Consider the following 13409-nt stretch of genomic DNA (forward strand, 5'->3'; position numbering starts at 1 on the left):
TCGCGCGGGAGGTGCTCGCGCAGCGAGCCACCTAACGGAATCGAACCGTTGACCTGCTCATTACGAGTGAGCCGCTCTGCCGACTGAGCTAAGGTGGCGTGCCCGAGCGCTCGCCGCCGGGCGGCACGAGTCTACGGCAGCCCCAGCAGGCCACCCAACCGGGCGCGACACTGACCTCAGCGACGGGACACGCCGCGAACGCGTCGGTCAGTTCAATCTCGCGCTCGGCTGCGCTCGGCCTCGCGCTCGGGCTCGCGCTCGGCTGAGCCTCAGTCGCCCAGCGCCTGCCCGACCGCGGCGACCAGCGCGTCGACCGCGAACTTCGGCTTGACGTTGAGGGCCAGCGCTTCGCGACAGAGCAGCACCGCCTCGATGCAGCGCAACAGCCGTTCCGGGGAGGCGTGCTCGGACAAAGCCGACACCCGCGACGCCATGTCCGGATGGTTCGGCTGGACCCGCGCGCCGGAGGCCATCATCAGCGCGTCGCGGAAGTAATTCGCGAGGTCGATCAGCGCGCGGTCGAGCGCGTCACGCGAGGCTCGAGTCTGCCGCGACTTCTGCCGTCGCTCAAGGTCTTTGATCGCGCCCGTCGCGCCGCGCAGCGTGGCGGCGGTGCCCTTGCCGGTGCCGCCGGCGCCCAGCGCGGTACGGAGCTCCTCGGTTTCGGCCTCATCGCGCCCGGCGGTCAACGCCCGCGCCTCGGCTTCGGCGCTGACCACCAACTCCTCCGCTGCGGCGTACGCCTTCGACGGTGTGACCGCGTCACGCACCAGCGACAGCGCGCGCTGCCGTCGCTCGCGTGCGGCGGGATCGGTGGCCAGCCGCCGCGCGCGGCCGACGTGCCCGCCGCTGACGGATGCGGCGAACCGGGCGTCGGGCGCGCTCAGCCCGTCGGTGTCGATCAACACCTGGGCGATCGCATCCACCGGCGGGGTCACCAGCGCGACGTGGCGGCATCGCGACCGCAGGGTGATCGCGATGTCCTCGGGGTCCACCGACGGCGCGCACAGCAGAAAGACCGTGGACGGCGGCGGCTCCTCCACCACCTTCAACAGCGCGTTGGCCGCCCCTTCCGTGAGCCGGTCGGCGTCCTCGATCACGACGATCTGCCAGCGCCCGGTGCTCGGGCGCCGCGACGCGATCTGCACTATCGCCCGCATGTCGTCCACGCCGATGCTCAGGCCCTCCGGAACGATCCGGCGAACGTCGGCGTGCGTGCCTGCCAGCGTCGCGACGCAGGCGCGGCACTCGCCGCAGCCGGGTGTGCCCGCCGCCGTGCACTGCAAGGCCGCCGCGAAGCACAGCGCCGCGATCGAGCGGCCGGATCCGGGCGGCCCGGTGATCAACCAGGCGTGTGTCATAGTCCCGGTCGCCGCCGCATTGTGAGCCGAATCACCGCGCGCCGCCCGCGCGGCGGCGATCAGCTCCGCCTCCACCGCCTGCTGGCCGACCAGTCGGGTGAAAACGCCGTTCATCACCGACAACAGTAGTGACCGCGGCGGACACGATCGCTGCGCAAGCGCTATTGCGCGTCTGCGGGGCCCGATACGGTAGTTCTTGTGACCAGTCAGGCGGCATCCCCCGGGCGAACCCGCGCGTTCGTCCGGTGGATCGTGCGCACGCCCTGGCCGGTCTTCACGCTGGGCATGCTGCAGGCCGACATCATCGGCGCGCTCTTCGTGCTCGGCTTCCTGCGGTTCGGACTGCCGCCGAAAGACCGCGTGATGCTGCAGGACCTGCCGGAGGCGAACCTGGCACTGTTCATCGTGGTCCTGCTGCTTGCGTTCACGTTCGGGTCGCTGATCAGCCTCAAGCTGCTGATGCCGGTGTTCCGCTGGCAGCGCCGCGACGGCGACGGCAGGCGCGACACCGACCCCGTTGCCACGGAATTCGCCCGCACCCGGGCCCTGAAGATGCCCTTCTACCGATCGCTGATCAGCGGCGTGAACTGGCTCCTCGGCGGCGCCATCTTCATCGTCGCGATCTGGCCGGTGGCCAGGCATTCGGCCCCGGTGGTCGCGCTGGCCACCGCCCTGGGCGCCACGGCCACGATGATCATCGGTTACCTGCAGGCCGAGCGGGTGCTGAGGCCGGTGGCCGTCGCGGCGCTGCGCGAGGGCGTGCCCGAGCACATCCACGCCCCCGGCGTCATCCTGCGGACGGTGCTGACCTGGGTGCTTTCCACCGGGGTGCCGATCCTGGCGATCATCGTCGCCATCGCCGCCACCAAGCTGTCGATCCTGCAGGCCTCCGCCGACAACCTGTTCATGCCGATCCTGATGCTGGCCATCGCCGCGCTGGTGATCGGGCTGATCGGCACCGTGCTCACCGCGATGTCGATCGCCGACCCGTTGCGCCAGCTGCGGTGGGCCCTCGGCGAGGTGCAGCGCGGCAACTACAACGCGCACGTGCAGATCTACGACGCCAGCGAGCTGGGACTGCTGCAGGCGGGCTTCAACGAGATGGTCCGGGAGCTGTCGGAGCGGCAACGCCTGCGCGACCTGTTCGGCCGCTACGTCGGCGAGGACGTCGCCCGCCGCGCGCTGGAAAGCCGCCCCGAGCTCGGCGGCGAGGAGCGCAACATCGCGGTGCTGTTCGTGGACCTGGTCGGCTCGACCGCGCTGGCTGCGACCCGCCCGCCCGGCGAGGTCGTGAAGCTCCTCAACGAGTTCTTCCGGATCGTCGTCGAGACCGTCAACCGCCACGGCGGCTTCGTCAACAAGTTCCAGGGCGACGCGGCGCTGGCGATCTTCGGCGCGCCGCTGGAGCATCCCGACGCCTCCGGGGCGGCGCTGGCCGCCGCCCGCGAACTGCACAACGAGCTGATCGCGGTGATCGGCGAGAACGAGTTCGGCATCGGGGTGTCGGCCGGCCGTGCGATCGCCGGCCACATCGGCGCGAAGGCGCGATTCGAGTACACCGTGATCGGGGATCCGGTCAACGAGGCGGCCCGGCTGACCGAGCTGGCCAAGTTCGAGGAGGGACACGTGCTGGCGTCGGCGATCGCGGTCAGCGGCGCCCTCGACGCCGAGGCGCTGTGCTGGGACGTCGGCGAGGTCGTCGAACTGCGGGGACGTACCGCACCCACACAGTTGGCACGGCCCGTCAAGCTGGCGGTGCCGTCGCGAGTTTGATCCCCGCGGGTTGGTCTAGGCCTTCTTCGCGGCCTTCTTCGCGGTCTTCTTGGCGCCGGCCCTGGCAGCGGCCGTGCGGGTGCCCTTCTTGGCGGCGCGCTTCACCGGGCCGCGGGCGCGCCGGTCGGCCAGCAGCTCCGCGGCCCGCTCCTGTGTGATCGACAGCACATCGTCGCCCTTGCGGAGGCTGGCGTTCGTCTCGCCGTCGGTAACGTAGGGCCCGAACCGGCCATCCTTGATCACCATCGGCTTGCCCGTCGCCGGGTCCGGGCCCAGCTCGCGCAGAGGAGGAAGCGAAGCCGCTTGCCGGCCACGGCGTTTGGGCTCCGAGTAGATCCTCAGCGCCTCGTCGAGGGTGATCGCGAACATCTGCTCTTCGGTGGAAAGTGAGCGAGAGTCGCTGCCCCGCTTGAGATACGGCCCATAGCGGCCGTTCTGCGCGGTGATCTGCTCGCCGGTGGCGGGGTCGACGCCCACGAGGCGCGGTAGCGACAGCAACCGCAGCGCGTCGTCCAACGTTACCGTTTCGAGGTCCATCGACCGCAGCAGCGACCCCGTCCGCGGCTTGGGACCCGTCGGCTTCCCGGCCTTCTTCGCCGACGCGCCGTCGCCGTCGTCTGGCTCATCGGGCTCCGGCAGCACCTCGGTCACATACGGGCCGAACCTGCCGTCCTTGGCGACGATCTCGTGCCCGGTCTGGGGGTCCACACCCAGCGAGCGACCCTCTTGCGGTGTGGCGAAAAGCTTTTCGGCCAACTCCAGCGTCAGCTCGTCGGGGGTGATCGCGTCGCTGAGGTTCGCCCGCTGCGGTGCCGGCTCGCCGTCCTCGCCGATCACGATGCGCTCCAGATACGGACCGTTCTTGCCGACGCGGACGTTGATCGGGCGGCCCTCGTCGTCGTCGAACAGCTTGATCGAGTTGACCTCTCGGGCGTCGATGCCTTCGAGGTTGACCCCGACCAGCTTCTTGAGGCCGCCGGACCGGGCGACGGAGTCCGGCACGCCGTGGGCGCCGCCGAAGTAGAAGTTGTTCAACCAGTTCGTGCGCTGCTCGTGCCCGGCGGCGATCTCGTCGAGCTCGTCTTCCATGGCGGCGGTGAAGCCATAGTCGACGAGCCGGCCGAAGTGCTGCTCCAACAGCCCGGTCACCGCGAACGCCACCCACGACGGCACCAGCGCGCTGCCCTTCTTGTGCACGTAGCCGCGGTCCTGAATGGTCTTGATGATCGAGGAGTACGTCGACGGGCGCCCGATGCCGAGGTCTTCCAGCGCCTTGATCAGCGACGCCTCGGTGTAGCGCGGCGGCGGGCTGGTGGCGTGCCCATCGGCGGTCAGCTCGTTGGCCCGCACGCGCTGGCCCTCGGTCAGCTGCGGAAGGCGGCTCTCGGCGTCGTCGGCCTCGCCGCCGGCCAGGTCGTCGAGGCTCTCGACGTAGGCCGACAGGAAGCCGGGGAACATGATGGTGCGGCCGCTGGCCGAGAACGCCACCTGTGTTGGGGCCGCCTGCCCGTCGGCGGACTCACCGGTGATGCGCAGGCTCAGCGTCGTGCCGCGCGCGTCGGCCATCTGCGAGGCGACGGTGCGCTGCCAGATGAGCTCGTAGAGCCGGAACTCGTCGTTGTCGAGGGCCGCGTGCAGCTGCCCCGGGGTCGAAAACGTCTCACCGGCCGGGCGGATGGCCTCGTGGGCCTCCTGGGCGTTCTTGACCTTGCGGTTGTACTGCCGCGGCGTCGGGTGCACGTACTCGGCGCCGTAGAGCTCACGCGCCTGCCTGCGCGCCGCGTTGATCGCCGACTCCGACAGCGTGGTCGAGTCGGTGCGCATATAGGTGATGTAACCGTTCTCGTACAGCCGCTGCGCGACGCTCATCGTGCGCTCCGACGAGAACCGCAGCTTGCGGCCCGCCTCCTGCTGCAACGTCGACGTCATGAACGGCGCGTACGGCCTGCGGGTGTAGGGCTTCTCGTCGACCGACGACACCGTCAGCGACGCCCCGCGCAGCCCGCGTGCCAGCGTTCCGGCGCCGTCGGCGTCGAGCACCAGCACCTCGTCGGCCTTCTTGACCTGGCCCAGCGAGTCGAAGTCCCGTCCGGTGGCCACCCGGCGCCCGTCGACCGTCACCAGCCGTGCGGTGAACCTGGGCGGCTGCGCCGAGGGGTTCGACACGCTGGCGTCGAGCTCGGCGGTCACGTCCCAATAGGAGGCGCTGCGGAACGCCATCCGGTCGCGTTCACGCTGCACGATGATGCGGGTGGCCACCGACTGGACACGGCCCGCCGAAAGCTTCGGCGCGACCTTCTTCCACAGCACCGGGCTGACCTCGTAGCCGTACAGCCGGTCCAGGATGCGGCGGGTCTCCTGCGCGTCGACCAGGTCATTGTCGAGATCCCGCGGATGCTGGGCCGCGGCACGGATCGCCGGCTCGGTGATCTCATGGAACACCATCCGCTTGACCGGGATGCGCGGCTTGAGCGTCTCCAGCAAGTGCCAGGCGATAGCCTCGCCCTCCCGGTCACCGTCGGTGGCCAGATACAGCTCGTCGGCGCCCTTCAGCAGGCTTTTCAGCTCGCTGACCGTACCCTTCTTTTCGGGGCTGATGATGTACAGCGGCTCGAAGTCGGCGTCGACGTTGACCCCCAACCGGGCCCACGGCTCCGACTTGTATTTCGCCGGCACGTCCGCAGCCGCCCTCGGCAGGTCGCGGATGTGGCCGCGCGACGACTCAACGACGTAGTTAGAGCCCAGGTAGCCGGCAATTTTGCGCGCTTTGGTCGGCGACTCGACAATCACGAGTCGTCGCACATTTCTACTGCCGTTACCGCTGCCGCGGTGCTCGTTCGCCAACTGCGCTTACGCTCCATCTCCTTTTTGCCGTCCGGGGCCGGCGACTGACGCGACGCTGGGGCGACCGCGCCGTCGCGACCCCGTTGGCACTTGACAAGATTGCATCCCGCACCGGCCGACGCAAACTGACGACCCCGAAAACGGCCCCCCGTCGCTACGCTTTTGCCCGTCGGCTTCCTGCCTAAACATGGGGCCACTGAGAGAACGCCTCAACGTCGCCCGGTGGTTCCCCCACGTTCTCTACCAGGCGCGACAGCCGTCGACGGCCACTGATCCGCAACGCGGGCCGGGCCCCCCTGGTGCCGATGAGCGTCGGGGCGATGCCGACCCGCATCATCGCCGACGCCAGCGGCGAATGGGTGTCGGGCGCGTGCGGGTCGAGGCCCAGCAGGTACCGGTCGGCCTCCGGGCAACCGGCGGCCAGCACCCACGCCCGCAGTTCGCGCGGACCGGGCAGCCACTGCGGCGGCACGGTCTTGACCGCCCCGCGGGTCCAGTCCGTGGCGATCACGACGAGACGGGCGTCCACCGACGTCCGCACCAAGGGGGTGTTCTCGTCGGTGCGGGATATCTCCGGTTCGAGGCCGGCGTCCTCGATCATCCCGGCCAGCGCAACGGCGCGCCACGGCCGGTCGACGACCACCGACAGCCGCGCCCCGCCGCCGACCAGGACCACCTGGCCGGGCGCAGCCAGCAGGCCAGTCAGGTCGGTGACCGCTGGGGGGACCGACTCTGCCGAGAAGAACGACAGCTGGCTCACGCTCACGACAGTAAGCCAGCCTGCCGCCGCGACACCGGCGCCGGGCCGGACCACGCACCCAGGAAAGCAAAACCCCCCGCCGCGGCCAGTTACTGAACTGCGTGGGGGGTTTCGTCAGGCTCGATGCTCAGATAGAACGAACGCCCGTGGCCTGCGGGCCCTTCGGGCTCTGGCCGACCTCGAACTCGACGCGCTGGTTCTCCTCAAGGGTGCGGAAACCCGAGCCCTGAATCTCCGTGTAGTGGACAAACACGTCAGCGGAGCCGTCCTCCGGCGCAATGAAGCCGAAGCCCTTCTCCGCGTTGAACCACTTCACAGTTCCCTGTGGCATTTCTCGATGTGCCCTTCTCTTCCTACCGGGTGCGGTGCACCGTCGTTCGGTGCCCCGGGCCCGTTCCGACCGCCAATCCTTCGTGGAGTCGTCGAAGTCTAAGACCTAGGACCCTCGCAGGAACCGCGATCGCAACGTCGATCCTGCGAGTGCATGAAACAAACACAGAAGCTGCGACCGCCTTTAGTCAATCATGTTCGACGCGGGCGCGACAGTCCGCGCTTCATCAACTGGTGAACAATTCACGAAGGGTCGGTGCATTGCGCGAAACCAGGCAGCCAGGAGGGCCAGTGATGTCGAGCTTCGGCCGTGACCTGCTTGCCAGCGCGCTGGCCGGCACCGAGGCCGACGAGCAGCCACTACGCCACGTCGCCGAACTGCCCGCGCATCAGGGTGTACCGGGGGTGTGGCCGGACTGGGCCGACCCCGACGTGGTGCGCGCGTTCGCCGACCGGGGCATCGCCGCACCGTGGTCCCACCAGGTGCGGGCGGCGACGCTGGCGCACGGGGGCCGCCACGTCGTGATCAGCACCGGCACCGCGTCCGGCAAGTCGCTGGCCTATCAGCTGCCGATCCTGTGCGCGCTGTCGGCCGACCGCCGCGCGCGGGCGCTGTACCTTTCTCCGACCAAGGCGCTCGGCCACGACCAGCTGCGCACGGCGGCCGCACTGACGGCGGCGGTCCGGGGGCTGGCGAATGTGGCGCCGGCCCCGTACGACGGCGACAGCCCCGCCGAGGTGCGCCGGTTTGCCCGTGAGCAGTCGCGATGGGTGTTCTCCAACCCCGACATGATCCACCTGTCGCTGCTGCGCAACCACGCCCGCTGGGCGGTGTTCCTTCGCAATCTGAAGTTCATCGTGGTGGACGAATGTCATTACTACCGCGGTATTTTCGGTTCCAACGTCGCGATGGTGCTGCGGCGGCTGCTGCGGTTGTGCGGCCGTTATTCGGCGTCTCCGACGGTGATCTTCGCCAGCGCCACGACCGCGTCGCCGGCCGCCACGGCGTCCGAGCTGATCGGTCAGAGCGTCGCCGAGGTCCCCGAGGACGGTTCGCCGCACGGCGCGCGCACCGTCGCGCTGTGGGAGCCGGCGCTGCGGACGGACCTGACCGGCGAGAACGGCGCGCCGGTGCGCCGCTCCGCGGGCGCGGAGGCGGCGCGGGTGATGGCCGACCTGGTGGTGGAGGGCGCGCGGACGCTGACGTTCGTCCGGTCGCGGCGCGGCGCGGAGCTGACCGCGCTGGCCACCCGGGCACGGCTGTCTGACACCGGCCCGGAGCTGGTCGACCGGGTGGCATCGTATCGGGCCGGCTACCTGCCCGAGGACCGGCGCGCGCTCGAGCAGGCGCTGGCCGAGGGGCAGCTGGTCGGGCTGGCCACCACCAACGCGCTCGAACTCGGCGTCGACATCGCCGGGCTCGACGCCGTCGTCGTGGCCGGATTTCCCGGCACGGTCACATCGTTCTGGCAGCAGGCCGGGCGCTCGGGACGGCGGGGCCAGAGCGCGCTGGTGGTGCTGATCGCCCGCGACGATCCGCTGGACACCTACCTGGTCCACCACCCGGCGGCGATACTGGACAAGCCGATAGAGAAGGTAGTCATCGACCCGGCCAACCCTTATGTGTTGGCGCCGCAATTGCTCTGCGCAGCAACGGAATTGCCACTCGCCGACGCGGAGGTCAGGGCCTGGGACGCCAGCGCGGTGGCCGATGCGCTGGTTGACGACGGGCTGCTGCGCCGCCGGGCCGGCGGCTACTTCGCGGCGCCGGGCGTCGACCCGCACCCGGCCGTAAACATCCGCGGCTCGACCGGCGAGCAGATCGCGATCCTCGAAGCTGACACCGGCCGCATGGTCGGCGCCGTCGAGGCCGGCCGGGCCCCCGGATCAGTGCATCCGGGGGCGGTGTACCTGCACCAGGGCGAGAGTTATGTGGTCGACTCGCTGAACTTCGACGAGGGCTTGGCGCTGGTGCGCGCCGAAGACCCGGGCTATGCCACCTTTGCCCGGGAAATCACCGATATCGCGGTGACCGGAACCGGTGAGCGGCGCATCTTCGGTGCGGTGACGCTTGGGCTGGTTCCGGTTGCCGTCACCAGCCAGGTGATCGGCTTTCTGCGGCGACGGGCCAACGGAGAAGTGATCGACTTCAATGAACTCGACATGCCCTCACGCACACTCGAGACCGTGGCGGTGATGTACACGATCACGCCGGAAGCATTGCAGGCCAACGGTATTGAGTGGTCACACGTACCGGGCGCGTTGCATGCGGCCGAGCACGCCGCGATCGGCCTGCTGCCGCTGGTGGCCAGCTGCGACCGCGGCGACATCGGCGGCCTGTCGACGGCGATCGGCCCCGACACCGGCCTGCCGACGGTGTTCGTCTACGACGGGTACCCGGGCGGAGCCGGCTTCGCCGAACGCGGGTTCGGTGAGATCACGACCTGGTTGGCGGCCACCGCCGATGCGATCGAAGCCTGTGAATGCCGGCAGGGCTGCCCCTCGTGTGTGCAGTCGCCCAAGTGCGGCAACGGCAACGACCCGCTGGACAAAGCCGGCGCGGTAACGGTGCTGCGGCTGGTGATCGCCGAACTGACGGCGCGCGTTTCCCCTGACCCACCAATAGATGACGACCGACCCCTCGAACGGTCGACCCCACAGGCTGACGAACATGTCCGCCGAACGGGCCAATCTCCTCGCTGCTGAAGGCAGCCCTGATCCTCATTCGGCGGGCAGACGAACGGTCGGACAACGCGATCCGTTCTCAGCACCGGAACTTCGGGTGCAGGCGAAAAGTACCTTGTCGGAACGTGTTGCGCAAACTCGCATCTGACCGTTAGACCGTTAGCACAGCGAAGGAAGATGGACGGCAACGGTTTTCGTCGTTGGCGTTAATTCGGTAGCGACCGTTGGCTGTTGGGTAAAGTCTCCTCCGATGGCACACGACTGGCTGCTTCTCGAGACGCTGGGCGACGAACCGGTGGTCGTCGCCCAGGGGCGCCAGCCGAAAAACATGGTTCCACTCAACGCTTTCTTGCGGCGAAGCCCCCATCTGTCGGCGATCAACGGCGCAGTCGCGGAGACGGTGCGGACCGGTGCCGGGGTGTCGCGCGCGGTGCCGAACACCGACCGGGTCATTCGGACCGAACCGGTGACGATGTCGGACGGGCGGGTGCACGGCGTCCACCTGTGGACGGGTCCGGCCGCCGGGGAGGCTCCCGAGCGGCCGATTCCGGGACCGTTGGTGTGGGACCTGACGACGGGCCTTGCCACCGATACACCGGAGTCGCTGTGGAACAGCGGAATGGACCCAGCGGTGGAGCCCACACACGGGCGCACCTTCGCCGAGGACCTGCCCCGCAAAGAACTCGTGCCCAACGAGACGAAGGTGCTGTCGCTGACGATTCACTGCGAGCCGGGCGACCGGATCTCCGCCATGTGGGACGTCACCGATCACCGCGGCGACCTGATTTCGGTGGGCTGGGTCGCGCGGGCAATTCTGGAAACCGCGCCGGACGGCAGCCAGCACCTGCTCAGCCGGGCGATGAACTGGCGCGGCGAACGCCAGGGCCCCCCGGTAGCGCCCGACGACCTGGGCCAGCGCATTCTCGACGGGCTGGCACAGCCGGGTGTTCATCGGGCGCTGGTCGACATCGCGAGCTGGAAGCTACTGAAGTGGCTGGACGACCCGTGCCCCTACTACGACTGGCGACAACCCGGCGACGAAGTCGTGCACCCCGACGACGAGCCGCTGACGAAGGCGATGATCGAGGAATTCGTGGACGGTCCGACGAGCCGGGTGCTGCGTCTGAAGGCTGAAGGCGGCGGCTGGGTGCGGGTACACGTCACCGTGAACCGCGTCAAGCTCGACGACAAGACGGCTGCGGGCCTGCTGTCGTTGAGGCTGCCCACGCCGGCAGAGCTGGTCGCCACGGAGCTCACCTGAGCGTCGCACACCGCGGTCCGTCACAACGTTGCGAAAACCGGATTCCGCAACGATTGGGGCACAACCGCGGGAGACCGACGAACCCAGAATTGGTGCAGATAAGGGACGACCCCCGCCAGGGGGGGAGGAGGCGAGGGTCGTCGTGTATCAGCCCCGGGGGGTCGGGCTGATGCACACTCGGCATAGCCGAGTAATCCTCACTATACACACGACAGGACGCAGTGGCGCAAGTCTTGCTTTCCATCGATAACATTGAGGCAGCGCCGAATTGCAGTCTCCGACACCTGGCTTGATCTGCCATTTCACAGGTGTTCTCTAGCGGTGCAAGGGCAGTTGCCTATCCTGGAACGCGTGACAGTCTCAGACCCTGCCGCACAATCGTCGGCGGCGCCGCAGGGATCGACACCAGAGCCGCGACCGGCGGGTCCCGCGAAGACCGCGGCGTTCTTCGATCTCGACAAGACCGTTATCGCAAAGTCCAGTACGCTTGCTTTCAGCAAACCTTTCTTCGATCAAGGGCTGATCAATCGCCGCGCGGTGCTGAAGTCGACCTACGCCCAGTTCTTCTTCCTGATGTCGGGCGCGGATCACGATCAGATGGACCGGATGCGCTCGTACCTGACGAACATGTGCGCAGGGTGGGACGTAGAACAAGTCAAGTCGATCGTCGACGAGACACTTCACGACATCGTCGATCCGCTGGTGTTTGCCGAAGCGGCCGATTTGATCGCCGATCATAAGCTGTGCGCCCGCGACGTCGTCGTGGTGTCGGCTTCCGGTGAGGAGATCGTCGCGCCGATCGCGCGGGCGCTCGGCGCCACCCACGCGATGGCGACGCGGATGGTCGTGGAAGAGGGCAAGTACACCGGAGACATCGCGTTCTACTGCTACGGCGAGGGCAAGGCGCAGGCGATCCGGGAGCTGGCCGCGCGCGAGGGCTATCCGCTGGAGCACTGCTACGCCTACTCCGACTCGATCACCGATCTGCCGATGCTCGAAGCGGTCGGGCATCCCACGGTGGTCAACCCGGACCGCGCGCTTCGCAAGGAGTCCGCGGCACGGGGCTGGCCGGTGCTGACGTTCTCCAAGCCGGTGTCGTTGAGGGACCGGATTCCCGCCCCGTCCAGCGCCGCTGTGGCGACGACCGCCGCCGTGGCCGTGAGCGCGATCGCCGCCGGCGCACTGACGTATTCGCTGTTGCGCCGCTACGTCCTCTGAGACGCCGTTCGAGCTCCGCTTCGGGGGTTCTCTCACCGACGTCTTCGCGGAGGTAACGATCGGACGTTCGGGGCCTTGATGTGACCGTGGTCACGTAGTACAAAGGAACCACGGCAGCCCGGCGAGGCCAAGCTCGAATCGGAAGAGAAGGTTCGATCTCCCGAGCCGGACTACCCAGCACGGACCCGGGCACCCACGCGGAGCACGCCGCGATAAGGGCAAAAGTGTTGCGGGCCTGCGCTATTGCGAAAGCGGACAACCACGGGGACCCCTTGGGTGGGGTCGCAGTCGCAGCGCATCGCAAGACCGCCGAGGCCAACCCACGCAACCCACAATGCACGCTTGGTAACCGGGTATCCGTGCTAGCGGGCGGCGAGCCGAAACGCTTCGGATCGTCGCCCGCTTCACGTTTTCGCGGACCCGCTCGCGATCGCGACCGCTTCTTGCGCGCCGGCCTGCAACGCCCGGCAACACAGCAGCAGCCAGTCTCGGACACCGTCGCCGGTACCCGAGGCGAACCCGGCGGCGGCGGCCCGGTACCCGGCGGCGTTGCGCATCCAGTACACCTCCGGGACGCCGAGGCCGTGCGGGTCCAGACCGCTGGCCTGCGACACCAATCGCGACACCGCACGGGCCACCACACCGTCGGCGGTGCCGAACGGGGCCAGGGTCAGCAGTTCGCCGTGCGCGACGGCCGCAAGGATCGGCGCGGGCGCCGCGCTGCCGCCGGTCACCAACCCGACGAGCAGGTCCAGCCGCCGCGCGAGGGCGTCACCGGCGCGGGGACGGCCCAGCAGGTTGTCATCATCGACGAGGTCGGCGGCGGCGAGCATGTGCAGGCGCGCCAGTGCCTGCAGCGGCGCGCGCTGCCACACCCCCACCAACGCCGTTTCGCCGCCCTCCAGCGCCTCGGCCACGCGCAGCGCCCCGGCCAGAATCGGACCCGACAGCAGCCCGTCGGACGGTAGCCGCGGCGCCCCGCCGTCGAGAACCGACGATGCCCGCGCGGCCCGGACTGCGGCCTCGACGGCGTTGGCCCGCCAGCCGCGGAGGTTGGCGCGGTGCCGGTGGGCCCTGCCGAGCGCCTCGCGCGCGTCGTCGCCGGCCTTCGCGACGCCGGGCAGGTCGATCAGCGGAGCAAGTGGATCGGTCATCGGCAAATCACGCTAGCCGCGGG

General features: G+C 69.1%; 7 protein-coding genes, 1 tRNA gene and 2 pseudogenes. 4 read left to right on the top strand and 6 right to left on the bottom strand.

Going from position 1 to position 13409, the window contains the following annotated elements:
* Window positions 1–25: 25 nt before the first annotated feature.
* Together VKG81_RS00005 and VKG81_RS00010 are read right to left on the bottom strand one after the other, a co-directional pair.
* Window positions 26–98, bottom strand: a tRNA-Thr gene (locus VKG81_RS00005).
* 171 nt (window positions 99–269) lie between these two features.
* Window positions 270–1475 (bottom strand): DNA polymerase III subunit delta', encoded by a 1206-nt coding sequence (locus VKG81_RS00010; protein ID WP_324388792.1) that lies wholly within the window; start codon window positions 1473–1475, stop codon window positions 270–272.
* 32 nt (window positions 1476–1507) lie between these two features.
* Between VKG81_RS00010 and VKG81_RS00015 the strand changes: the two are divergent.
* Window positions 1508–3134 (top strand): annotated as a pseudogene (locus VKG81_RS00015) (adenylate/guanylate cyclase domain-containing protein).
* A gap of 15 nt (window positions 3135–3149) precedes the next feature.
* On the opposite strand, the gene topA reads toward VKG81_RS00015, so the two are convergent.
* From topA to VKG81_RS00030, 3 genes are all read right to left on the bottom strand, one after another.
* Window positions 3150–5978, bottom strand: a complete 2829-nt coding sequence (topA, locus tag VKG81_RS00020) for a type I DNA topoisomerase (RefSeq protein ID WP_324388793.1) — start codon at window positions 5976–5978, stop codon at window positions 3150–3152.
* Window positions 5979–6159: 181 nt separating this feature from the next.
* Window positions 6160–6738 (bottom strand): hypothetical protein, encoded by a 579-nt coding sequence (locus VKG81_RS00025; RefSeq protein ID WP_324388794.1) that lies wholly within the window; start codon window positions 6736–6738, stop codon window positions 6160–6162.
* A gap of 127 nt (window positions 6739–6865) precedes the next feature.
* On the bottom strand, window positions 6866–7069 hold the full coding sequence (locus VKG81_RS00030) for a cold-shock protein (protein ID WP_003925183.1): 204 nt from the start codon (window positions 7067–7069) through the stop codon (window positions 6866–6868).
* A gap of 293 nt (window positions 7070–7362) precedes the next feature.
* Between VKG81_RS00030 and VKG81_RS00035 the strand changes: the two are divergent.
* The 3 genes and pseudogenes from VKG81_RS00035 to VKG81_RS00045 all read left to right on the top strand — a co-directional run.
* Window positions 7363–9666 (top strand): annotated as a pseudogene (locus tag VKG81_RS00035) (DEAD/DEAH box helicase); the annotation flags it as partial.
* A 337-nt stretch (window positions 9667–10003) separates the two neighbouring features.
* On the top strand, window positions 10004–11014 hold the full coding sequence (locus tag VKG81_RS00040; RefSeq protein ID WP_324388795.1) for a PAS domain-containing protein: 1011 nt from the start codon (window positions 10004–10006) through the stop codon (window positions 11012–11014).
* 351 nt (window positions 11015–11365) lie between these two features.
* The gene (locus tag VKG81_RS00045) at window positions 11366–12232 is read left to right on the top strand and encodes an HAD-IB family hydrolase (RefSeq protein ID WP_324388796.1); all 867 of its coding nucleotides are present in this window, start codon (window positions 11366–11368) and stop codon (window positions 12230–12232) included.
* A 404-nt stretch (window positions 12233–12636) separates the two neighbouring features.
* On the opposite strand, the gene VKG81_RS00050 is transcribed toward VKG81_RS00045, so the two are convergent.
* Window positions 12637–13386, bottom strand: a complete 750-nt coding sequence (locus VKG81_RS00050) for an oxidoreductase (RefSeq protein WP_324388797.1) — start codon at window positions 13384–13386, stop codon at window positions 12637–12639.
* Window positions 13387–13409 lie beyond the last annotated feature (23 nt).

It is taken from the genome of Mycobacterium sp. (genome assembly GCF_035314905.1).
GTDB lineage: Bacteria > Actinomycetota > Actinomycetes > Mycobacteriales > Mycobacteriaceae > Mycobacterium.

Excerpts from the sequence above, each read along its gene's own strand:
- VKG81_RS00010 (WP_324388792.1), bottom strand. The coding sequence starts at position 1,475 with ATGAACGGCGTTTTCACCCGACTGGTCGGCCAGCAGGCGGTGGAGGCG.
- VKG81_RS00030 (WP_003925183.1), bottom strand. The coding sequence starts at position 7,069 with ATGCCACAGGGAACTGTGAAGTGGTTCAACGCGGAGAAGGGCTTCGGC.
- VKG81_RS00040 (WP_324388795.1), top strand. The coding sequence starts at position 10,004 with ATGGCACACGACTGGCTGCTTCTCGAGACGCTGGGCGACGAACCGGTG.
- VKG81_RS00050 (WP_324388797.1), bottom strand. The coding sequence starts at position 13,386 with ATGACCGATCCACTTGCTCCGCTGATCGACCTGCCCGGCGTCGCGAAG.